Source organism: Alcaligenes sp. LTN-3 (genome assembly GCF_059735605.1).
In genome coordinates this window covers 1-23,651 of the sequence record NZ_JCAPDN010000001.1, presented here as the reverse complement: position 1 = coordinate 23,651, position 23,651 = coordinate 1, and the positions used below count along the sequence as shown (strand labels likewise).

16 protein-coding genes, 2 tRNA genes and 3 rRNA genes are annotated in these 23,651 nt (G+C 55.3%); 11 read left to right on the top strand and 10 right to left on the bottom strand.

The window, feature by feature from the left end; genetic code table 11:
* The first annotated feature begins 12 nt into the window (after positions 1-12).
* Positions 13-1,431 (top strand): MFS transporter, encoded by a 1,419-nt coding sequence (locus tag AC6I6N_RS00105; protein ID WP_234354389.1) that lies wholly within the window; start codon positions 13-15, stop codon positions 1,429-1,431.
* On the opposite strand, the gene AC6I6N_RS00100 is transcribed toward AC6I6N_RS00105, so the two are convergent.
* Positions 1,428-2,384, bottom strand: coding sequence for a LysR family transcriptional regulator (locus tag AC6I6N_RS00100; RefSeq protein ID WP_022983202.1), 957 nt, complete (start codon positions 2,382-2,384; stop codon positions 1,428-1,430). The two genes, AC6I6N_RS00105 and AC6I6N_RS00100, sit on opposite strands and share 4 nt — an antisense overlap.
* 136 nt (positions 2,385-2,520) lie before the next feature.
* On the opposite strand from AC6I6N_RS00100, the gene AC6I6N_RS00095 reads away from it, so the two are divergent.
* The 8 genes from AC6I6N_RS00095 to AC6I6N_RS00060 all read left to right on the top strand — a co-directional run bounded on the left by AC6I6N_RS00095 (position 2,521) and on the right by AC6I6N_RS00060 (position 10,091).
* Positions 2,521-3,630 carry a 4-oxalomesaconate tautomerase gene (locus tag AC6I6N_RS00095; RefSeq protein WP_094196063.1) on the top strand — a complete coding sequence of 370 codons (1,110 nt, stop codon included), beginning with the start codon at positions 2,521-2,523 and terminating at the stop codon, positions 3,628-3,630.
* Between the two features lie 118 nt (positions 3,631-3,748).
* Complete coding sequence (locus tag AC6I6N_RS00090) at positions 3,749-5,119, top strand: MFS transporter (protein WP_094196062.1); 1,371 nt, start codon at positions 3,749-3,751, stop codon at positions 5,117-5,119.
* A gap of 33 nt (positions 5,120-5,152) precedes the next feature.
* Positions 5,153-6,181: an amidohydrolase family protein gene (locus AC6I6N_RS00085; RefSeq protein ID WP_094196061.1), complete on the top strand. Its 1,029-nt coding sequence runs from the start codon at positions 5,153-5,155 to the stop codon at positions 6,179-6,181.
* 32 nt (positions 6,182-6,213) lie between these two features.
* A complete protein-coding gene (gene ligK / locus AC6I6N_RS00080; protein ID WP_094196060.1) occupies positions 6,214-6,897 on the top strand; it encodes a 4-carboxy-4-hydroxy-2-oxoadipate aldolase/oxaloacetate decarboxylase in 684 nt (227 codons plus the stop codon).
* Between the two features lie 10 nt (positions 6,898-6,907).
* Entirely contained in the window at positions 6,908-7,828 is a 921-nt protein-coding gene (locus tag AC6I6N_RS00075) for an amidohydrolase family protein (RefSeq protein WP_094196059.1), read from the top strand.
* Positions 7,829-7,844: 16 nt separating this feature from the next.
* Positions 7,845-8,237, top strand: a complete 393-nt coding sequence (gene ligA, locus AC6I6N_RS00070; protein ID WP_094196058.1) for a protocatechuate 4,5-dioxygenase subunit alpha — start codon at positions 7,845-7,847, stop codon at positions 8,235-8,237.
* Between the two features lie 12 nt (positions 8,238-8,249).
* Entirely contained in the window at positions 8,250-9,098 is an 849-nt protein-coding gene (locus AC6I6N_RS00065) for a class III extradiol dioxygenase subunit beta (protein WP_094196057.1), read from the top strand.
* Between the two features lie 39 nt (positions 9,099-9,137).
* Positions 9,138-10,091, top strand: a complete 954-nt coding sequence (locus AC6I6N_RS00060) for a Gfo/Idh/MocA family oxidoreductase (RefSeq protein ID WP_094196056.1) — start codon at positions 9,138-9,140, stop codon at positions 10,089-10,091.
* Positions 10,092-10,319: 228 nt separating this feature from the next.
* On the opposite strand, the gene glcF is transcribed toward AC6I6N_RS00060, so the two are convergent.
* Genes glcF through glcD form a run of 3 tightly spaced genes read right to left on the bottom strand, consistent with a single transcriptional unit; the run spans position 10,320 to position 14,109 of the window.
* The gene (gene glcF / locus AC6I6N_RS00055) at positions 10,320-11,540 is read right to left on the bottom strand and encodes a glycolate oxidase subunit GlcF (protein ID WP_094196055.1); all 1,221 of its coding nucleotides are present in this window, start codon (positions 11,538-11,540) and stop codon (positions 10,320-10,322) included.
* On the bottom strand, positions 11,525-12,610 hold the full coding sequence (gene glcE, locus AC6I6N_RS00050) for a glycolate oxidase subunit GlcE (protein WP_094196054.1): 1,086 nt from the start codon (positions 12,608-12,610) through the stop codon (positions 11,525-11,527). Before glcE ends, glcF begins: the two co-directional genes overlap by 16 nt.
* Positions 12,610-14,109, bottom strand: a complete 1,500-nt coding sequence (gene glcD / locus AC6I6N_RS00045) for a glycolate oxidase subunit GlcD (RefSeq protein ID WP_094196053.1) — start codon at positions 14,107-14,109, stop codon at positions 12,610-12,612. Before glcD ends, glcE begins: the two co-directional genes overlap by 1 nt.
* Before the next feature lie 195 nt (positions 14,110-14,304).
* Here glcD and glcC point away from each other — a divergent pair, with 195 nt between their 5' ends.
* Complete coding sequence (gene glcC / locus AC6I6N_RS00040) at positions 14,305-15,069, top strand: transcriptional regulator GlcC (protein ID WP_094196052.1); 765 nt, start codon at positions 14,305-14,307, stop codon at positions 15,067-15,069.
* 11 nt (positions 15,070-15,080) lie between these two features.
* On the opposite strand, the gene AC6I6N_RS00035 is transcribed toward glcC, so the two are convergent.
* Positions 15,081-16,661 carry a phytoene desaturase family protein gene (locus tag AC6I6N_RS00035; protein ID WP_497942499.1) on the bottom strand — a complete coding sequence of 527 codons (1,581 nt, stop codon included), beginning with the start codon at positions 16,659-16,661 and terminating at the stop codon, positions 15,081-15,083.
* 213 nt (positions 16,662-16,874) lie between these two features.
* Between AC6I6N_RS00035 and AC6I6N_RS00030 the strand changes: the two genes are divergently transcribed.
* Positions 16,875-17,807 carry an HNH endonuclease gene (locus AC6I6N_RS00030; protein WP_395029958.1) on the top strand — a complete coding sequence of 311 codons (933 nt, stop codon included), beginning with the start codon at positions 16,875-16,877 and terminating at the stop codon, positions 17,805-17,807.
* Positions 17,808-18,091: 284 nt separating this feature from the next.
* Here AC6I6N_RS00030 and rrf read toward each other — a convergent pair.
* The 5 genes from rrf to AC6I6N_RS00005 form a co-directional block, all read right to left on the bottom strand.
* Positions 18,092-18,204, bottom strand: a 5S ribosomal RNA gene (gene rrf, locus AC6I6N_RS00025).
* Between the two features lie 180 nt (positions 18,205-18,384).
* Positions 18,385-21,269: ribosomal RNA gene (locus AC6I6N_RS00020) — 23S ribosomal RNA — on the bottom strand.
* 375 nt (positions 21,270-21,644) lie between these two features.
* Positions 21,645-21,720 (bottom strand) — tRNA-Ala (locus tag AC6I6N_RS00015).
* Positions 21,721-21,731: 11 nt separating this feature from the next.
* A tRNA-Ile gene (locus AC6I6N_RS00010) sits at positions 21,732-21,808 on the bottom strand.
* Positions 21,809-21,901: 93 nt separating this feature from the next.
* A 16S ribosomal RNA gene (locus AC6I6N_RS00005) occupies positions 21,902-23,440 on the bottom strand.
* Together the 16S, 23S and 5S rRNA genes with 2 tRNA genes alongside form the textbook arrangement of a ribosomal RNA operon.
* Positions 23,441-23,651 lie beyond the last annotated feature (211 nt).

The window sequence follows — 23,651 nt, the reverse complement described above, 5'->3', positions numbered from 1 at the left end:
CGCCCTGTTGTCATGCCTCACCCTGCCCCCGCACCGCTTGCTCCTTTTCAAAAAACCATGTTGCCCGCGCTGTTGGCGTTGGCAATCTTCATGCAAATGCTGGACGTCACCGTACTCAACACGGCGCTGCCCAGCATGGCCCGCGACCTGAACACCTCAGCCCTGCACATGCAGTCGGTCATCGTCAGCTACGTCCTAACTGTGGCAGTATGCATCCCCATCAGCGCACACCTGAGCGACCGTTTTGGCACCCGACGAATCTTCATGGCCGCCATGTTTCTGTTTGGCCTGGGATCGCTGTTGTGTGCCCTGTCCTCGCAATTGTCCATGCTGCTGGTCTCCCGTGTGATTCAGGGCATGGGCGGAGCCTTGCTGACCCCAGTGGCGCGACTGGTATTGATGAAATCATTTCGCAATGCCGAGTTATTGCGTGTACTGAACTATGCCGTCATGCCCGCTCTGCTGGGGCCCATACTGGGGCCGCTGGTAGGCGGCTATCTGGTGCAATATGCCAGTTGGCACTGGATTTTCCTGATCAATCTGCCCTTTGCCCTGCTGTCCCTGTATTTTGCCGGCAAGTGGATGCCTAACTACACCGAAAAGCCGGGAAAACTGGATCTGCACGGCTTGCTGCTGTTCATTGGCAGCGCCTGCCTGCTGACGCTGGGCTTTGAATTGGCGGGCCACATCGCCAGCCCCGCTTTGTCAGGGATGTTAATACTGGCCGGTTTTTTTCTTTTGCTAGGCTACAAGCGCCATAGCACGCACAAACAAAACGCCTTGTATCCAGGCCATCTGCTGTCTGTACGTACCTATCGGATTGGTTTGAGCAGCAATCTGCTTAGCCGGATCGGCATGGCAGCATTGCCCTTTTTGCTGCCCATGCTGTTTCAGATCAGCTTTGCCTACAGCCCCGTGCAATCCGCTTTCTTGCTGTTGCCCATGGCCATTTCCGCCATGGCAGCCAAACCCTTTTTGCACCCATTGCTGAACCGATTTGGCTATCGGTCCATTTTGCTCAGCAATACCATCCTGATCGGCCTGCTGATTACGGCGCTGGCTTTTATTGACGCGCAGACCAGTACCGTGTGGATCAGTCTGCACTTACTGCTTTTGGGAGCCGCCAACTCGATTCAGTTCAGCGCCGTCAACACCCTGACCATGGCCAGATTGCGTCCCTATCAAAAAAGCAGCGGCAATAGCCTGATGGCGGTAAACCAGCAACTGGCCATGGGTTTGGGAACCGCCATCGGTGCCATGCTCCTGCGCTACGGACAAGCCCTGTTTGGCGCCTCATCCGTACAGACGGCCACCACAGCCTTCCAGTTCACATTTGTCATTGTCGGGCTCATTACCCTGAGCTCGGCATTCATTTTTCGACGCCTGCATGCCATGGATGGGCATAACATGACCCAAAAGCAAGGCGCTTAATCATCCCGACCAGGGAAATGTCGCTGGCAAATATCAATCAGGATCTGCCGCACTTTAACCTGGAGTTTGGTGGGCAAACGTTTGGAGGAATAGGCCAGGTACAAACGATTGACCAAGGCCGGCTGCTCGATTGGAATAGCCGTCAGTAAGCCACTTTGCGGGATGAACTCCAACACCGAGCGGGACAAAATGGCAGCCCCCATGCCTTTGGCCAACAATTGAATGATCACCCCCACACTGTTGATCTCAAACTCAATCTGCGGCTTCAGATTGAGCTTTTGCATCTCTTTTTCCACCAACATCCGAAAACTGTTGGACAGGCTGGGCATGATCAGCGGAATATCGGCCAGATCTTTAAGCGCGATGCGGCTGCGTCCCTGCGCATAAGGGCTGTCCACACCGCAGATCAGGTGCAACTGTTCCTCAGCCAGAAGCTGCGTCTCCAGTGTTGGCGAGGAAGAAGGGTTATACAGCAATCCCATATTGACCCGATCCAGATGAATTTGCTCCTCCAGATTCACCGTCAGGGACTCGATAATCGTCAGGTGTGCATCGGGTAATTGTTCCTTGAACGCCTGCACGACATCCAAAGAAATGGTGCGCGCCACCGTAGGCGGCAAACCTAAATACATGTGCCCCGTCAGCTTGCCCTCAGACAGACTCAGATCCTCCTGCGCCTGCTCCAACTGGCGCAAAATCAAGCGGCTGTGCTTGAGCAAGATCTTGCCGGCGTCGGTCAACATGACACCGCGCCCGTGACGAATCAGCAAATTCTGCCGCAAATCAATTTCCAACTTGCGAATCTGCCGGCTCAAGACTGGCTGAGCCACATTGGTAAATTCTGCAGCTCGGGTATAGCTGCCCAGTTCGGCCACATGCGTGAAGTAGCTCAATTGCTTGAGATCGATCACGTATTCCATAGGGCGCTTGTCTTCGCTATGTTTTTTTGACATATCTACTAGTCGGGTTTCGTTCTTTTATCTTTTATCGGGCTTACTAAAATAGGTACGCATAGCAAGAGCGAATGGGAACACAGTCAATGTGCCTCGCAGTTTGCCTGTTTTTTCAGTGACCTATGGAGCACCACCTATGGCCAGCCAATATAGCATTCCTTGTATCCTGATGCGGGGGGGTACATCCAAAGGTCCATTCTTCTACGCCAAAGATCTGCCCGACGATATCCAGGAACGAGATCGACTCTTGCTCAGGCTGATGGGCTCACCCGACCGTCGTCAGATCGATGGCATCGGTGGCGCCCACGCCTTGACCAGCAAAGTGGGGATCGTGGACATCTGCAGCACCGGCCAAGCTGATTTGAGCTTTTTGTTTGCCCAACTGCAGCCCGACTCCGATCTGGTGGACACCAAGCCCAATTGCGGCAATATGCTGGCGGCGGTCGTCCCCTTTGCCTTGGAAAAAGGCCTGATCCAGGCGCAAGGCCCCACCACCACGGTCAAAGTCCTGACGCTCAATACCGGCATGGTCAGCGAAATTCAGGTGCAAACCCCCGAAGGCGTCATCAGCTACGACGGCGATGCCGCGATTAACGGTGTACCGGGCACCAGCGCCCCGATTGCCATCAATTTTCTGGATACGGCAGGCTCGGTTTGCTCGGGCCTGCTGCCCACGGGCAACCCAAAAGACACCATCACCGTTCATGCGGACGGCTTGCCCCCGTTCACCCTGGATGTCACCTGCATTGACAACGGTATGCCGCTAGTGATTTTCAAGGCGACCGATGTGGGCGTAAGCGGTCTGGAAAGCGTGGCTGAGCTCAACGCCAATACGCAACTGAAGCAACGCGTAGAAGCGTTGCGCCTGCAGATATCCGAACGCATGGGACTGGGCGATGTCTCGACCAAGAATTACCCGAAGATGACACTGATCGCCCCGCCTGAACACGGCGGCGCTGTGACCACCCGTAGTTTCATCCCCCATGTATGTCATGAGGCCATTGGCGTGCTGGCTGCCGTGACAGTGGGTACGGCCATCAAACTGCCCGGCACGGTTTGCGAGGGGATCGCCCGCTTCGAGCAAGCTCAAGGTCCAGTCACGCTATCGGTCGAACATCCCACTGGCGAATTCAGCGTCACGCTCGATAGCGACCCCGAAAACCCCGAGATTGTGACCAAGGCAGCATTGCTGCGTACCGCAAGAGCACTGATGCGCGGCGACGTTCTGGTCCCGCACTCGAACTAAACGCATTTCAAACAAAAAAAAAACACCGCAGGGCTTGCGCCACTGGGGTGGCAGGGGGTGGGCTGCGCCTGCGCATACGGTGCCCACCGAAAAACAATGATATTGGACGAGACAAACCATGACATCCCTAGCCAACAACACAGACCAACCCAGCCTTGATGTACAAACCTTGCTCAACGAGTCCCCCTTTTCTGGCTTTCAATGGCTCATCTTCAGTTTGTGCTTTCTGATTGTGCTGCTCGATGGTTTTGATACGGCTGCCATCGGCTATATCGCCCCCTCTTTAATCGCCGAATGGGGTGTCAGCAAGCCTGCTCTGGCCCCCGTACTCAGCGCTGCTCTGTTCGGACTGGCAACGGGAGCCTTGCTGTCCGGGCCACTGGCTGATCGACTGGGCAGAAAGACGGTGCTGGTCAGCTCGGTAGCGGTTTTTGCCCTCGCCTGCCTGGCCTCCGGTTTCTCCCCAGACATCTGGACATTGGCCGCTCTACGCTTTGTGACCGGTTTGGGCCTGGGAGCGGCCATGCCCAACGCCGTCACCTTGATGAGCGAATACTGCCCCGATGCCCGCCGTGCCACCCTGACCAATGCCATGTTCTGCGGCTTTCCTCTGGGTGCCGCCCTGGGCGGCTTTCTGGCCTCCTGGATGATCCCCCAGTTTGGCTGGCGCAGTGTATTGATACTGGGTGGCATTGCCCCCCTGCTGCTACTGATCGTGCTGATCCCGAAGCTGCCCGAGTCCGTGCGCCACATGGTCGCCCGAAATGACTCCGCCGACCGCATCCGCCGAGCACTGGCCCCCATTGCCGGCAAGGCCGTGGACGGCGTCCAACGCTTTACCCTGAGCGAGACCAGCCCCCAGCCTGCCGCCAACAGTGGCATCGCTATCGTGTTATCGCGTCAGTACCGCTTGGGATCACTCATGCTCTGGCTGGCCTACTTCATGGGGCTGGTCATTTTCTACGCCTTGATGAACTGGATGCCCGTGCTGTTCAAAGAAGCCGGGCTTAGCTCCCAGACCAGCACCCTGGTCGCCGCCCTATTCCCCTTGGGTGGTGTAGGTGCGGTGCTCTCTGGCTGGTTGATGGATCGCTTCAACGCCAACCGCATCATCGCTCTGGGCTACGCATTGACCGCTGTATCCATCTGGTGGATAGGCCAGATGGCCGGACATCTGGGCGGCCTGGTCGTGGTCGTCTTTCTGGCCGGCACGCTCATGAATACCGCACAGTCCTCCATGCCTGCGCTGGCAGCCGCCTACTACCCCACTCGGGGACGCGCCACGGGCGTGGCCTGGATGCTGGGCATCGGCCGTTTTGGCGGCATTGCCGGTTCTTTCCTGGTGGCCGAGCTGACGGCGCGCGACCTGGATTTCAGCCAGATCTTTACCGTTGTGGCCATCCCAGGCGTCATCGCCATGGCCGCCCTCCTCATCAAGCAATACAGCCGTGCGCAGCCGCAAGGCGGCACGGTTACCCCCTCTCATTAACCCCTTAAGCATCAAGACGCAGGAGACCCTTCCATGATCATCGACGTACACGGGCACTACACCACGGCCCCCGCCGCACTGGGGGCCTGGCGCGACTTGCAGATCGCCGGCCTGAAAGACCCCAGTCAAACGCCCCGCGCCAGTGATCTGAAGATCAGCGATGACGAGATCCGCGAGACCATCGAGAACAACCAGCTCAAGCTGATGAAACAACGCGGCTCGGACCTGACCATCTTCAGTCCCCGCGCCAGTTTCATGGCCCACCATATCGGCAACTTCGAGACCTCCAGCACCTGGGCCGCCATTTGCAACGAACTGTGCTATCGCGTCAGCGAACTGTTTCCAGACCATTTCATCCCGGCTGCCATGCTCCCGCAATCGCCGGGCGTGGACCCCAAAACCTGCATTCCCGAACTGGTCAAGTGTGTAGAAGAGTATGGCAACGTCGGCATCAACCTGAACCCTGACCCGTCCGGTGGTCACTGGACGGCCCCGCCGCTGTCCGACCGCTCCTGGTACCCCATTTACGAAAAAATGGTGGAGTACGACATCCCTGCCATGATCCACGTCTCGACCAGTTGCAATGCCTGCTTTCACACCACCGGCGCCCATTATCTGAACGCAGACACCACGGCCTTCATGCAATGCCTGACCAGCGATCTGTTCAAGGACTTTCCCACGCTCAAGTTCCTTATCCCTCATGGTGGCGGCGCTGTGCCCTATCACTGGGGCCGTTTCCGTGGTCTGGCACAGGAGCTGAAAAAGCCCCTGCTGGACGAGCACCTGCTCAACAACATCTTCTTTGACACCTGCGTGTACCACCAGCCGGGCATCGACCTGCTGACCGAGGTTATCCCTGTCAAGAACATCCTGTTCGCCAGCGAAATGATTGGCGCGGTGCGCGGCATTGACCCCACGACCGGCCACTACTACGACGACACCAAACGCTATATCGAAGCCACGCTCAAGCTGAACGAACAAGAACGCCACCAGATCTACGAAGGCAACGCCCGCCGCGTGTTCCCGCGCCTGGACGCTGCCCTGAAGAAAAAAGGCTTGTAAGCCACCTGCAACCATTCACCAAGGAAACAACCATGTACGAACTGGGTGTCGTGTACCGCAACATTCAACGTGCCGACCGCCAGGCCGCCGATGCACTGGCAGCCCTGGGCTCGGCCACTGTCCACGAAGCTATGGGCCGTGTCGGTCTGCTCAAACCTTATATGCGCCCGATTTACCCCGGCCAGCAAGTCTCGGGGACCGCCGTCACGGTGCTGCTGCAACCGGGCGACAACTGGATGATGCACGTCGTCGCCGAGCAGATACAGCCCGGCGATATCGTGGTCGCTGCGGTGACCTCGGAGTGTAGCGACGGCTATTTTGGCGACCTGCTAGCCACCAGTTTCCAGGCCCGTGGAGCGCGCGCCTTGATCATTGACGCCGGAGTGCGCGATATCAACACCTTGCAGGCAATGAACTTTCCCGTCTGGAGCAAAGCCATCTCCTCCAAGGGCACCATCAAGGCCACCTTGGGTTCGGTCAATATTCCAGTCGTGTGTGCCGGCATGTGGGTCACGCCCGGCGATGTCATCGTGGCTGATGATGATGGCGTGGTGTGCGTACCCGCCGCCCAGGCCGCCGTCACGCTGGCCGCTGCCCAAAAACGAGAAAGCTTCGAGGGGGAAAAACGCGCCAAGCTGGCCAGCGGTGTCCTGGGCCTGGATATGTACAAAATGCGCGAGCCCCTGGAGAAGGCCGGGCTCCGCTATATCGACTGAAGGAAGGATAATGAGCCATTTCGAGAAGACTCCCGGCTGGCTAGACTGGTACGCCGCCCCCTCCAAACCCCGGCTCCAGTTGCCGGCTGGCGCGGTTGATGCCCACTGCCATGTGTTTGGTCCCGCTGAGCAATTCCCCTTCGCCCCCGAGCGCAAATACACTCCCTGCGATGCCAGCAAACAGCAGTTGTTTGCCTTGCGCGACCACCTGGGCTTTGCCCGCAACGTCATTGTGCAAGCCACCTGTCACGGCAAGGACAACCGCGCCCTGCTCGATGCCTTGCAGGCCTCACACGGCAAGGCCCGTGGCGTTGTCACCCTGGGCTCGGATGTCACGCAACAGCAGTTGGACGCCATGCACCAGGCTGGCGTGCGCGGTGTGCGTTTCAATTTTGTCAAACGTCTGGTCGATTTCACGCCGAAAGAAGAACTGCTGAGCGTTGCCCATAAAATAGCGCCTTTGGGCTGGCATGTGGTGGTGTACTTCGAGGCACAGGATTTGCCAGAACTATGGGATTTTTTCACCGGTCTACCGACCACAGTGGTCGTTGACCACATGGGCCGTCCGGATGTCAGCAAAGGGGCTGAGAGTGCCGAGTTCGACCTGTTCGTACGCTTGATGGCCGAACACCCGAACATTTGGTCCAAGCTCTCGTGTCCCGAACGTCTGAGCAAAAGCGGGCCTGCCGCCCTACATGGCGAGCAGCATGCGTATCAGGATGTCGTGCCATTTGCCCGCCGATTGATGCAGCAGTTCCCCGACCGCGTTTTGTTCGGCACTGACTGGCCCCACCCCAACCTGAAAGACCATATGCCCGATGACGGTTTGCTGGTTGACTACGTGGCGCAAATTGCGCCCAGTCCCGCAGAGCAACAATTACTACTAGTGGACAACCCGATGCGCCTGTATTGGCCAGAAGAGTTGACATGAATTTGAGGAGATAACGATGGCACTGGACAAACCGTACCAGGATATACCGGGCACGATTATTTTTGACTCGGAACAATCGCGTAAGGGCTACCACCTGAACCAGTTTTGCATGTCACTGATGAAAGCAGAAAACCGGGCCCGCTTTAAAGCGGACGAGTCCGCCTATCTGGATGAATGGCCCATGAGTGCAGAGCAAAAACAGGCTGTACTTAGCCGTGACCTGAATCGCTGCATGCAACTGGGCGGCAACATCTACTTTCTGGCCAAGATCGGCGCTACCGATGGCCTGTCCTTCCAACAAATGGCGGGCAGCATGACCGGGATGAGCGAACAGGACTATCGGGAAATGATGCTCAAGGGTGGCCGCTCCCCCGAAGGCAACCGCTACTTACACGAACAAGAAAAATAACCGGAACCTATCATGGCAAAGATCAAACACTCTGTTTATACCTCGCACGTTCCCGCTATCGGTGCCGCGCTGGACCTGGGCAAGCACACCGAGCCCTACTGGAAAAAAGTGTTCGACGGCTACGAATTCTCCAAGCAATGGGAGCAGGAAAACAAGCCGGATGTCATCATCCTGGTCTACAACGACCACGCCAACAACTTCAGCCTGGACCTGATCCCCACGTTTGCCCTGGGCACCGGCGCCTCTTTTGAACCCAGTGACGAGGGCTGGGGCAAACGCCCGGTTCCCACGGTACAAGGGCATCCCGAACTGGCGGCCCACATTGCCCACTCGGTCATTCAGGACGATTTCGACCTGACGCTGTGCAACAAAATGGAAGTGGACCATGGCCTGACCGTTCCGCTGTCGCTGATGTTCGGTCAGGTCGAACAATGGCCCTGCCCCGTGATCCCCTTGCACGTCAATGTGGTTCAGTATCCGGCCCCCTCCGGCCAGCGTTGTCTGGATTTGGGCCGGGCAATCGGTCGCGCAGTCGCCTCGTATGACGAAGATCTGAATGTCCAGATCTGGGGCACAGGCGGCATGAGCCACCAGTTGCAAGGCCCGCGCGCCGGACTGATCAACGCGCAATGGGACAACGAATTTCTGGATCGCCTGATTGCCGACCCCGATGCCCTGGCTCGCGTGCCCCATATCGACTATGTGCGTGAGGCAGGCTCGGAAGGCATTGAGCTGGTGATGTGGCTGGTCGCGCGTGGCGCCATGAATCCACACGTCGATGTGCGCCACCGCTTCTACCATGTGCCCGCCTCCAATACCGCGGTCGGACACCTGATCCTGGAAAACAAAGAGACAGCGTGAGCGGGCCTGGCCCCACACTCTGAACGAAAGGAAATAGAAATGAAGAAAGTCAATATTGCACTGGTAGGCGCAGGCGCCTTCGGCATCAAGCATCTGGACGGCCTGGCCCGTATCCCCGAAGCCCAGGTCACCTATATCGTGTCCAGCACCCAGGCCAAGGCCCAGGAAGTGGCGCAAAAGTACGGCGTCCCCCACGCCTCGGGCGATCTGAACGAGGCGCTGGCCAGCAAGGAAGTCGATGCCGTCATCTTGTGTACCCCGACTCAAATGCACGCCGAACAAACACTGGCCTGCCTGAAAGCGGGCAAACACGTACAGGTTGAAATTCCCTTGGCGGACACCCTGGCCGGCGCCCAGGAAGTGCTGCAAGTACAACAGGAAAAAGGCCTAGTGGCCATGGTTGGCCACACGCGCCGCTTCAACCCCAGCCATCAGTGGATTCATCAAAAGATACAGGCGGGTGAATTGAACATTCAGCAAATGGATGTACAGACCTATTTTTTCCGCCGCAGCAACACCAATGCTTTGGGCAAGCCGCGTTCCTGGACAGACCATCTGCTCTGGCATCATGCCGCGCACACCGTCGATCTTTTTCAATACCAGACTGGCTCCAAAGTCATCAAGGCCAATGCCATCCAAGGCCCTATTCATCCTGAGCTTGGCATTGCCATGGACATGTCCATCCAGTTGCTGACAGAAAGCGGGGCACTGTGCACGCTATCCCTATCGTTCAACAATGATGGGCCTTTTGGCACCTTCTTTCGCTACATCTGCGACAAGGGAACCTATCTGGCCCGCTACGACGATCTGACCACCGGCAAGGACGAGGTGATCGACGTCTCGCAGGTGGATGTCTCCATGGATGGTATTGAACTGCAAGACCGGGAGTTTATCGCGGCCATTCTGGAAAATCGCGAGCCCAACTCCAGCGTGGCCTCAGTGCTGGCCTGCTATGAAACACTGGACCAGCTCGAAAAACAACTGACCGCTTAAGCCCGCACCGCCCCTTCCCGCAACACAGACTGCCGGCCCAACAGCGGCAAGCACATCATCAAGGGGCTTTATTGAACGGCAGGCAGGATGGCAAAACCCCCTACTTTGCCCCTGCCTGCCCCGACATTCACACGCAGACGGTGCGACTGCTTTGAACCGGGCCTTTCTGAGCCCATCAACGCGCAGCAGAAAGATACCCGACAGCTCAAGCAATCCACAGTCCTGCGCCTACCTCAGGTATTGATCCACCAGCTCAATCCAATGCTTGACCGGCGTGCGACCCGCTCCATTCAAATGATTCCCGCAAGCCATATTGGCCGTGACAATCAGATCAGGTTTGCTGCTCTCCAGCGCATCCATCTTGCGGTCCCGCAGCCGCCCGGCAATTTCAGGTTGAGTCAGTGAATACGTACCGGCTGAGCCGCAGCATAAATGGCTATCAGGCACCGCACCCAGATCAAAACCCAGACGAGTCAGCACCGCCTCAACCCTCCCTCCCAGTTTTTGCGCATGCTGCAAAGTACAAGGGCAATGAAAAGCCAGACGTGGGCGGGTTTGTGTATTCAGGCATTCCTCCAAAGGCTGCTCCTCCAGCACTTCGACCAGATCTTTGGCCAGCTCACTGACGCGGCGCGCGCGCTCGGCGTAGGCAGGATCATTCCTGAACAGATCCACATACTCTTTCACAAAGGCCCCGCAGCCACTGGCGGTCTGCACGATCGCCACCGCCCCCTGTTCGATCTGCGGCCACCAGGCATCGATATTTCGACGGGCCTGCTCCAAGCCCTGCTCTTGCGCGCCCAAGTGAAAGGACGATGCGCCACAGCAAGCTGCCTGAGCGATAGGCGTGACGCTGATGCCCAAGCGGTCCAGCACTCTGGCCGTCGCGGCGTTGATAGACGGTGCCATGGCAGGTTGCACACAGCCTTCCAGCATCAGGACGCGTTTGCTATGTCGCTGTGCAGGGCGCGTCAAATCCGCATTCTGCTTGGGCGGGATTTTTTCCTGTAAAGAAGATGGCAGCAAGGGACGCATGGTTCGCGCGACCCCCAACAAGGCACCGACGCGACCGGGTTCTGGCAGAATCTGCGTCAAGGCGACTCGCATGGCGCGATCCTTCAAAGGACGCTTGACTTTGGGCTCCAACGCAGCCCGGCCAATATCGAGCAAGTTGTGATACTTCACCCCCGAAGGACAGGTGGTTTCACAGTTACGGCAACTCAGGCAGCGATCCAGGTGGTGCTGAGTCAGCTCCGAGGTCGCCTTGCCTTCCAGGAACATCTTGATCAGGTAAATACGGCCACGGGGACCGTCCAACTCATTGCCTTGATCCAGATAAGTCGGGCAGGTGGCATTACAGAACCCGCAATGCACACAGGAGCGCAAAATGGCCTGGGCTTGCTCGGCTTGCGGCAGTTGTTGAGCCCATGATGTCAATTGTGTTTGCATGTGGACTCCAGCGAAGGAAAGAGACGACCAGGGTTAAAAATCCCAACAGGGTCCAGTTGTTGTTTCAAGCGCTGATGCCATATCAACAAGGACTCGGGCAAGATATCCTGCCCGGCGCCTGATCCAGACCAGCAACGGGCATGCCCTTTCATGGTTTGAGCCTGCTCATGAATCTGCTCGGCAGGGGCATCGGATTTTAGCCACAGTTGTGTCCCACCCCAGTCCACCAGAATCTGGCCGGGCCATGTTTGTACGGGTGCATCCACTGGCAAAGCAATTCGCCACAAGGTGCCGGGCTGCCTGAAAAACTCCAGGCGCTGTTCGCACAAATCATCCCAATAGGACAAGTCCAAGGCCTCCCCGCCGATTTGCTCCTGGGCCAACTGCACCGAACTGTCTCCCCCTTCCAGACGCAAATGCAAACGTCCGTCCTGCCATGCTGCACCCGTAATGGGGCGACTTTGATCACGCCAGCCACGCAATAAACCCGCCATGTCTTGCTGAGCGACATCCAGCACCAGACTGGCGCGACTACGTGGACGCGGCAGGACCTTGAAGGACACTTCCGTAATCACACCCAGGGAACCCTGCGCACCGACCATCAGTCGCGACACGTCATACCCGGCAACGTTCTTCATGACCTGACCACCAAAACGCATATGTGTGCCCATGCCACTGATCAAACGACAGCCCAGCACATAGTCCCGTAGTGAACCCACCCAGGGACGGCGCGGTCCCGACAAACCACAGGCGGTGGCTCCGCCAACCGTGGCTCGGCCATCAAACAGAGGCGGCTCAAAAGGTAGGCATTGGCCTTGCTCGTTCAGGACTTTTTCCAATGCTTGCAAGGACGTCCCGGCGCGCACCGTGACCACCAGCTCCGCCGGGTCGTAATCGACCACACCTTCATGGCCTGCCAGACTCAACGCTTGCCCCTGCACAGCTTTGCCCAAAAAGGCTTTAGTGTTGCCGCCTTGCAGACGCAACGGGGTTTTCGTGGCCAGGGCTTGCTGAACCTTCTCCAGCAATTCAGCGCTGCGATCCTGATTCTTGTGTTCTACGGTACTCATCAGAATCGCTCCAACTCTGGGAAAGGCAGTTGCCCGTGATGAATATGCATGCCACCCATTTCGGCACAGCGATGCAGGGTAGGAATGTTCTTGCCGGGATTCAGCATGGTTTTGGGATCAAAAGCAGCTTTGATCGCATGGAAAAACTGCAGCTCGTCTTCGTTGAACTGCACACACATCTGATTGATTTTTTCTCGACCTACGCCGTGCTCGCCAGTAATTGTGCCGCCGACTTCCACACACAATTCCAGAATCTTGCCACCCAAGGCTTCCGCGCGTTCCAGTTCGCCGGGCTCATTGGCATCGAACAAAATCAGGGGGTGCATATTGCCATCACCAGCATGAAATACGTTGGCGACACGCAGGCCGTACTCTTCGGAAAGCTCGGCGGTTTTCTTCAGGACATAGGCCAACTGACGACGCGGAATGGTGCCATCCATACAGTAATAGTCGGGTGAGATCCGGCCTACGGCGGGGAAAGCATTTTTACGACCAGCCCAGAAACGCTGCCGCTCCTGTTCGTCCCGAGCCACTCGCACCTCTTGCGCACCCGCCTTGAACAACACCTGCTCGACACGGGCCACATCGTCCTGCACATCTTCCAAAGCGCCATCAATCTCGCAAAGCAAAATCGCTTGTGCATCAACGGGATAGCCTGCGTGAATAAAGTCCTCGGCTGCACGGATGGACATTTGATCCATCATCTCCAGCCCTGCCGGCACAATCCCCTGGGCAATAATCTGCGCCACGGCATCGGCCGCCTTTTCCACTTCGTCAAAACTGGCCAGCAGCACCACCGTACAGGGCGGACGCGCCAGCAACTTGACCGTAATTTCCGTGACGACGCCCAACATGCCTTCGGAACCGGTGAACAAGGCCATCAGATCAAAACCGGGCGAATCCAGGGCTTCGGAGCCTAGAATCAAGCGTTCGCCTGTGACGGTAATGACTTCCAGGCGCAAAATATTATGTACGGTCAGGCCATATTTCAGGCAATGCACACCACCCGCATTTTCCGCTACGTTGCCACCAATCGAACAGGCAATCTGCGAAGACGGATCCGGCGCGTAATACAAACCAAAGGGTTGGGCCGCCTGAGAGATCGCAATATTACGCACGCCTGGCTGAACACGGGCAATCCCGGCTACGGGATCCAAATCCAGAATCTGGTTCAAGCGTGCCATCACCAGCAAAATGCCCTGCTCCAAAGGCATGGCACCGCCCGACAAACCGGTACCCGCACCACGGGCCACCACCGGCACGCCGACTTCATGGGCCAAACGCATTACGGCCTGTACCTGCTCCACATTACGAGGCAACACCACCAGCAAGGGTTTGGCGCGATACACACTGAGCCCATCACACTCATAAGGGTGCAACTGCTCATCCGTGTGCAGCACATCCAGGTCGGGAATATCATCACGCAAACGGCTAAGCAGCTGCATTTTGTCCACGCGGGGCAGCACTCCGTCCAGTTTTTCGTCGTAGCGCAAGCTCATGACGCCTCCTGTCTTTTAAAGTCTCCTGAAACGGATGGTCTTTGATGCTGGCAGGCTTGTCCAGCCGCCAGACTACTGGTCCGACCAGTTTTTACCCTTAGAGAGTATTAGGGTTTATCTTTATACTTAAAAATCAGACAGATAGATAATCAGCTTGTTATCATTTTCACACGCATACAACTGGTCTGACCACGAATGAACATGCAGGAACCCAAGCGTTTAGAAGTCACCGCCGAGCTGGTCGCCCAACGCATCGAAACATTTATTATGGATGGCGTCCTGAAACCGGGACAAGTTTTGCCGTCCGAGCGGCAACTGACGCAACGGCTAGCAGTGTCCCGCTCTGCCCTGCGGGAAGGACTACAAATCCTGCGCGTGCGCGGCTTGATTGAAACCCGACATGGCAAAGGGTCCTTCGTTGCCAACCTGATTGACTCCACTGTCAGCAAACCGCTGGAGCATCTGCTGCAAGCGCAAGGGCGCACACTGTATGACTTGCTGGAAGTGCGTGAGTTATTGGAAAGCGAGGCCGCCCAGTTAGCTGCCTCCAGAGGGACAGAAGCGGATCACATCATGATAAGACGGCGCTTTCAGGAACTGGAAGATCTGCAAATGCAGGATGCGGCTCCTGAACAGGTTGCTCGTGCCGACCACGCTTTTCATGCCGCTATCTGTGAGGCCTCGCATAATCCGGTGCTGGTACACATGATCAGCCTGTTCAACGACTTGATGTTGTCCACGGTACGCGTGTCCGTGCAGCACCTGTACCCCGATCATGATTCCAAACGCAGGCTGGACAGACAGCATGCCCGTTTATGTAATGCCGTCACGCAAGGTCAAGCGGACTTGGCCCGACGCGCAGCCAAAGAACATATTGATGGGATTCGGCGACAGCTTCAGGAGATGGAGGCCAAACAGTTACGCCTGGAGCATGCTCGGCAGCGTCTGAATGGCCTTTAGGTTCTGTGGGCTTACTTCGCCAGCAGATCGGCCAGCATATAGCCTGATCCAGCCCCTGTCCCTGCACCCGGCCAGGTCGAGGCACCGCATAAGTACAGATCCTTGATCGGCGTCTTGTATTTGGAGTAGCCGGCCACTGGGCGAAAGAAAAAGTTCTGATCTAGGTGGTGGCTGCCCGAGAGGTTATCACCACCAATCAAGTTCGCATTGAACTGCTCCAGATCCTGGGGCGACATGATGTGGCGGCCCAGAATCTTGCTACGCAAACCGGGCGCATAGCTTTCGAGCAAATCCAGAACCCGCTCTGCATACGCCTCTTTCAGCTGTGACCAGTCGCCGGCCGCAATCTGAGCAGCAGCATCGCCTTTGACCTGAGCAGGTAGCACACGCACTTGAATCCACAAGGTATGTTTCCCCGCTGGGGCGCGGGAAGGATCCAGGGCCGTACCCTGCCCAACCACCAGCACAGGCTCGGCAGGCAACAAGCCTGCGGCGGCTTCGGCGTAGACACGGCTCATCATGGCCATATCGGGTGCCAGATGCACGTAGGAGAAACGCTGCAGCTCGGCACCGGCTTTCCAGTCAGGCAAGCCATCCAGCGCCAAATGAATCATCATGGTGCCCAAACCGGGGCGGAAGGCATCGACTTTCTTCTGATAATCTTTGGGAACCGCAGCGGACTGCACCAGACGACCAAAGACGAGTTGAGGATTCAGATTCGCAATCACGGCCTTGCGCGCTTTCAGGTGGCGGCCATCGGCCAGAACGACACCACTGGCTCGACCGTTTTCCTGCTCAATCGTTTGCACGGGGGCATTCAATAGCAGCTCCCCGCCCAACTCGTGCAACAAACCCGTCATGGCACGAATAATCGTATCGGCACCGCCCTGCCCGATCACCATACCGAAAGCTTGATTAGCCATGGATTCAAGGTAAGGGAACAAGGCACCACCGGCAGTGTCTGGTGTGAAATCCACATGCAGCCCCCAGGCCGCCATCATGGCTTTCAATGAGTCGCTCTCGAAATGGCGGTCCAGAAAGTCACGAGGCGTCGCCAGCAGCAATTGCATCAGCTCGGCCACGCCATCCTTGCCCAGCTCACGCCAGCTCTTCCACGCGCTTTTGAACAGGCCCATGGAAGGCATAGGGCTACCCAGCACCGCAAACAAATGAGGAGCTTTACGCTGAAAGTCCTCCAGCATGGCTTGCCAGGCCTGAGCGTCTTTTTCAGAAACCGCACGAATGCGCGCCAAGGTCGTTTCCAGATTCGTGCTGACACCCAAATAGCTTTGATCCCGGAACACACTGGCAAAGCAATGCTCTGCGGGGACGAAAGCCAGACCATGGCGGCCCAAAGCATCCTTATGACGCTGGAAAAACGCAGAGCCGGCAAAAGAGGACAGGTTCATGGCACATACGTCATGCTTGAAGCCCGGCAAGGTCAGCTCTTGAGTGCTGACCGCACCGCCAGCCGAACGTTTGGCTTCCACAACTTGAACCTTCCAACCACGGCTGGCTAACTCCACAGCCGCCGCCAGACCATTGTGCCCTGCCCCAACCACAATCGCATCTACTGTTGTCTCTGCACTCACGGGCAACTCCTTTAGCTCTAAAGTATTTATCCGTATTCTACGGCGCAAAGAGGAAACTGAGTAGGATTTCACTCAGAACTTTGGCATCAAAGCCCCCAGAATTACATACTTTTATTGCAGGGTAAGAAACCACTGCTTTTCTATGGAACTCTCGTTGAAATTAGCTATTACCATCTTTAGAAGAGCAAGCTTCCTCACTTCTATTTGAACCGTATGATCAAGAATCAACCTAAAAAACACTCACCTAAATCAGCTCCTTTGACACATGGGCGCGATCCGGATCCGAATACAAAACCTGAGGCCAAGAAATGGAGAGCCAACCATAGAGAGTCCACAAAAAACCTAGATCGCATCCTTGAGTTTCTCTACTCTCGCTACGTAGGTGGATATCACGGTTATATAAATCGAGCCAGAACCGTAGAGTACCGCTTTGCCTCTACCTCCGACGACCCACTCATCTATCAGCTCAAAATCTATGGACGACAACAGCATATAAGACTGCAATTCGAGCTTCGAGCACCTTACCGTGTTCCCAAACGGTTTGAAGTCGAAATGCTAAAAGATGCAGAGGGTCAGCCCTCAATACAGGTAGTTCATTTCAACATCACACCTTTAGACCCATTAGAGGAATTGTCTCAATTTCTGGAACTGACACACACCTTTCCGAGTGAAAAACAGAGAAAAGCTAGCAGCAAAACACTTCATAGTGATGAAAACAATAATTCGTACAACCCCAGTTCAGAGCAAGAAGGAAGAGAGCTGATAGAGCGCCAGGTCACAAAGCGCCAAGGCCAACCACAATTCAGGCAAAAACTGATTAAACATTATCAACAGATGTGTCCAATCTCCGGTTGCGTAATAGTTGATGTTTTGCAAGCTGCGCATATTACGCCTTACAACGGGAAATCCACGAATCAAATTGGCAATGGAATCCTGCTAAGGGCTGACCTGCATACACTATGGGATAGAGGCCTCCTCGCCATCGATCCTGAAACATTCAAAGTGTGGATAGAACCCAAGTCTAGATCAGGCGACTATAAAAAGCTGCAAAATAAACAGCTCAGTAAGAACCTTTTCTCACAAGCCAAAGCTGCCCTAAAAAAACATTGGGAAGAGACAAAAAGGGCGATTAAAGAAGATAGCTGATCGAGATAAGCTGAAGAGACAGTCACAACCGCACCCCAGCAACAAACGCCAGGCGTAAAGTGACCACCATGTTCGTCTAAACAGGGTGCAGCAGCCGTACAAAGGAAAGAACGGTAAGGGTGCCTAGAACGGGCCAGGAGGAAGGAAGGGACGTCCGACCGATGATCGCAGGGATCCGGTCTTTACTGCCGCCAGAACACGGCTGAGCAGCAGGGTGTACGTGTGGCGCGCATAAAAAACAAAACCCCCGCAAGGGATACTTGCGGGGGTTTTGAGCAATAAGAGCTTGACGATGACCTACTTTCACAGACGTCCGTCCACTATCATCGGCGCAAAGGCGTTTCACAATCCTGTTCGGGATGGGAAGGTGTGGGACCACCTTGCTATGGTCGTCAAGCGTAACTGGTTGCCAGGCCGTCTTTACAGGGACGTCCCAGCCAATTGGAAGAAGCACACTGCCAGCGATCAGTACGGATCAGCTAGCAGCGGTTACGAAGGTGTCGAGCGCGGGTTGCGCTGCACTTCAATATTACGTTCTGTGGTCAACAACTTAACTCACTACAACCTCAAGGGTTATAGGATCAAGCCACACGGGCAATTAGTACTGGTTAGCTACATGCATTACTGCACTTCCACACCCAGCCTATCAACGTCCTGGTCTCGGACGACCCTACAGGGAGGTCAAGCCTCCGGGATATCTAATCTTCAGACGAGTTTCCCGCTTAGATGCCTTCAGCGGTTATCTCTTCCGTACGTAGCTACTCGGCAATGCCATTGGCATGACAACCGATACACCAGTGGTACGTCCACTCCGGTCCTCTCGTACTAGGAGCAGGCTCCGTCAAATATCCAACGCCCACGGCAGATAGGGACCAAACTGTCTCACGACGTTTTAAACCCAGCTCACGTACCTCTTTAAATGGCGAACAGCCATACCCTTGGGACCGGCTACAGCCCCAGGATGAGATGAGCCGACATCGAGGTGCCAAACACCGCCGTCGATATGAACTCTTGGGCGGTATCAGCCTGTTATCCCCAGAGTACCTTTTATCCGTTGAGCGATGGCCCTTCCATACAGAACCACCGGATCACTATGTCCTACTTTCGTACCTGTTCGACTTGTCAGTCTCACAGTCAAGCACGCTTATGCCATTGCACTATCAAGACGATTTCCGACCGTCTCTAGCGTACCTTCGAACTCCTCCGTTACACTTTAGGAGGAGACCGCCCCAGTCAAACTGCCCACCATGCACGGTCCCCGATCCCGATAAGGGACCTAGGTTAGAACCGCAAACAGACCAGGGTGGTATTTCAAGGATGACTCCACGCGATCTGGCGACCACGCTTCAACGTCTCCCACCTATCCTACACAGGCCGGTTCACAATCCAATGCAAAGCTACAGTAAAGGTTCATGGGGTCTTTCCGTCTAGCCGCGGGGAGATTGCATCATCACAACCATGTCAACTTCGCTGAGTCTCAGGAGGAGACAGTGTGGCCATCGTTACGCCATTCGTGCAGGTCGGAACTTACCCGACAAGGAATTTCGCTACCTTAGGACCGTTATAGTTACGGCCGCCGTTTACCGGGGCTTCGATCAAGAGCTTGCACCCCATCACTTAACCTTCCGGCACCGGGCAGGCGTCACACCCTATACGTCCACTTTCGTGTTTGCAGAGTGCTGTGTTTTTAGTAAACAGTCGCAGCCACCGATTCACTGCGGCCTCTTCATGCTTTGTGCGCAGGCACATCACACTAATGAGGCATACCTTCTCCCGAAGTTACGGTATTAATTTGCCGAGTTCCTTCTCCTGAGTTCTCTCAAGCGCCTTGGAATATTCATCCCGTCCACCTGTGTCGGTTTGCGGTACGGTCTCGTAGAGCTGAAGCTTAGAGGCTTTTCTTGGAACTGCTTCCAGTTAGTTTAGAGCCGAAGCTCTATTCAGTCACACCCTTGAATTACGCACCCGGATTTGCCTAAGTGCCTTCTATGATGCGCCAACGGGGACATCCAACACCCCGATAACATTCTGCAATCCGTCCCCCCATCGCACTCTACGACGGTGCGGGAATATTAACCCGCTTCCCATCAGCTACGCATCTCTGCCTCGCCTTAGGGGCCGACTCACCCTGCGCCGATGAACGTTGCGCAGGAAACCTTGGACTTACGGCGAGGGGGCTTTTCACCCCCTTTATCGCTACTCATGTCAGCATTCTCACTTCCGATACCTCCAGCATTCCTCACGGAACACCTTCACAGGCTTACGGAACGCTCTCCTACCATGTGTACTAAAAGTACACATCCGCAGCTTCGGTCTATGGCTTAGCCCCGTTACATCTTCCGCGCAGGACGACTCGATCAGTGAGCTATTACGCTTTCTTTAAAGGATGGCTGCTTCTAAGCCAACCTCCTGACTGTCTATGCCTTCCCACTTCGTTTCCCACTTAGCCATAGTTAGGGACCTTAGCTGGCGGTCTGGGTTGTTTCCCTCTTGAGTCCGGACGTTAGCACCCGGTGCTCTGTCTCCCGTACTGTACTTGCCGGTATTCGGAGTTTGCCATGGTTTGGTAAGTCGCTGTGACCCCCTAGCCATAACAGTGCTCTACCCCCGGCAGTAATATACGAGGCACTACCTAAATAGTTTTCGGAGAGAACCAGCTATCTCCAGGCTTGTTTAGCCTTTCACTCCGATCCACAGCTCATCCCCTAATTTTTCAACATTAGTGGGTTCGGTCCTCCAGCACGTGTTACCGTGCCTTCAACCTGGCCATGGATAGATCGCCTGGTTTCGGGTCTACACCCAGCGACTGAATCGCCCTATTCGGACTCGCTTTCGCTACGCCTCCCCTATTCGGTTAAGCTTGCCACTGAATGTAAGTCGCTGACCCATTATACAAAAGGTACGCAGTCACACCACGAGGGTGCTCCTACTGTTTGTATGCATACGATTTCAGGATCTATTTCACTCCCCTTCCGGGGTTCTTTTCGCCTTTCCCTCACGGTACTGGTTCACTATCGGTCGATCACGAGTATTTAGCCTTGGAGGATGGTCCCCCCATATTCAGACAGGATTTCACGTGTCCCGCCCTACTTGTTCGATGCTTAGTTCCACGTACTGAATTTCGCCTACAGGGCTATCACCTGCTACGGCTGGACTTTCCATTCCATTCGACTATTCACTACGCTAAAACATCCAGGCTGGTCCGGTTTCGCTCGCCACTACTTCCGGAATCTCGGTTGATTTCTTTTCCTCGAGTTACTGAGATGGTTCAGTTCACTCGGTTCGCCTCCACATGCCTATGTATTCAGCATGGGATACCGTATTACTACGGTGGGTTTCCCCATTCGGACATCTACGGATCAAAGCTTGTTTGCCAGCTCCCCGTAGCTTTTCGCAGGCTACCGCGTCCTTCATCGCCTGTGATCGCCAAGGCATCCATCATATGCACTTATTCGCTTGATCCTATAACGCTTGGTGCTGTTATAGGAATATGAGTATACGTTGTTGCCGTTCATCAATCCTTAGCTGTTATCCAATCCGAAGACTGAACAACGTCTATATTTTTGAGAACTTTCGTTGAACATAATTTGTTCTGTTGCAATCACAACCCGTGTATTGTCATCACAAGGCGACTAATCGCTTTGCGTTTATTAGACAACACACCTTCGTTGTGCTTCTTCCTAATTGTTAAAGAGCAATTCGTGGGTTGTATAACCCAACGAGCAGTATTCTTGTAAAAGAACACTCTTCGTTGAATCTAACGCCAGGCCAACCGTTGTTGTCCTGTGCCCTATACTCTGTCATGAACCTTGCTGTATCTACCAACCACAAAAGCGGTGGTGGAGGATGACGGGATCGAACCGACGACCCCCTGCTTGCAAAGCAGGTGCTCTCCCAGCTGAGCTAATCCCCCGAGGTAATCGTTGGTGGGTCAAGTTGGAATCGAACCAACGACCCCCGCCTTATCAAGACGGTGCTCTAACCGACTGAGCTACTGACCCATCTATCACCAGTGGGCGATACCTTCAATGGTCATGACATTAACTAACAGCCAATAAGTGTGGACGCTTTCGCTTTGCGAGCCATTCGCTCTAAAAGGAGGTGATCCAGCCGCACCTTCCGATACGGCTACCTTGTTACGACTTCACCCCAGTCATGAATCCCACCGTGGTAAGCGCCCTCCTTACGGTTAGGCTACCTACTTCTGGTGAAACCCACTCCCATGGTGTGACGGGCGGTGTGTACAAGACCCGGGAACGTATTCACCGCGACATTCTGATCCGCGATTACTAGCGATTCCGACTTCACGCAGTCGAGTTGCAGACTGCGATCCGGACTACGATCGGGTTTCTGAGATTGGCTCCCCCTCGCGGGTTGGCGACCCTCTGTCCCGACCATTGTATGACGTGTGAAGCCCTACCCATAAGGGCCATGAGGACTTGACGTCATCCCCACCTTCCTCCGGTTTGTCACCGGCAGTCTCATTAGAGTGCTCTTGCGTAGCAACTAATGACAAGGGTTGCGCTCGTTGCGGGACTTAACCCAACATCTCACGACACGAGCTGACGACAGCCATGCAGCACCTGTGTTCCGGTTCTCTTGCGAGCACTGCCAAATCTCTTCGGCATTCCAGACATGTCAAGGGTAGGTAAGGTTTTTCGCGTTGCATCGAATTAATCCACATCATCCACCGCTTGTGCGGGTCCCCGTCAATTCCTTTGAGTTTTAATCTTGCGACCGTACTCCCCAGGCGGTCAACTTCACGCGTTAGCTGCGCTACTAAGGCCTAACGGCCCCAACAGCTAGTTGACATCGTTTAGGGCGTGGACTACCAGGGTATCTAATCCTGTTTGCTCCCCACGCTTTCGTGTCTGAGCGTCAGTATTATCCCAGGGGGCTGCCTTCGCCATCGGTATTCCTCCACATATCTACGCATTTCACTGCTACACGTGGAATTCTACCCCCCTCTGACATACTCTAGCTCGGCAGTTAAAAATGCAGTTCCAAGGTTGAGCCCTGGGATTTCACATCTTTCTTTCCGAACCGCCTACACACGCTTTACGCCCAGTAATTCCGATTAACGCTTGCACCCTACGTATTACCGCGGCTGCTGGCACGTAGTTAGCCGGTGCTTATTCTGCAGATACCGTCAGCAGTATCTCGTATTAGGAGATACCTTTTCTTCTCTGCCAAAAGTACTTTACAACCCGAAGGCCTTCATCATACACGCGGGATGGCTGGATCAGGGTTTCCCCCATTGTCCAAAATTCCCCACTGCTGCCTCCCGTAGGAGTCTGGGCCGTGTCTCAGTCCCAGTGTGGCTGGTCGTCCTCTCAAACCAGCTACGGATCGTTGCCTTGGTGAGCCTTTACCCCACCAACTAGCTAATCCGATATCGGCCGCTCCAATAGTGAGAGGTTCCGAAGAATCCCCCCCTTTCCCCCGTAGGGCGTATGCGGTATTAGCCACTCTTTCGAGTAGTTATCCCCCGCTACTGGGCACGTTCCGATATATTACTCACCCGTCCGCCACTCGCCACCAAGAGAGCAAGCTCTCTCGTGCTGCCGTTCGACTTGCATGTGTAAAGCATCCCGCTAGCGTTCAATCTGAGCCAGGATCAAACTCTTCAGTTTAATCTCTGTGGTTGTCCCGTCTTGCGACGAGACCGATTGTGTCTCAAAGAAAAATTCAGAGTTACACAAGGTAATTCTTCATCTTTCGTTTGTGAGCACTTGATACAAACTTGTGGCGATCCCCGAAGGGTTCGACTCGCTCATTCCAAGCGCCCACACTTATCGGCTGTTAATTGTTAAAGAGCAGTGACAGTTGCCTGTCGTTCTACTG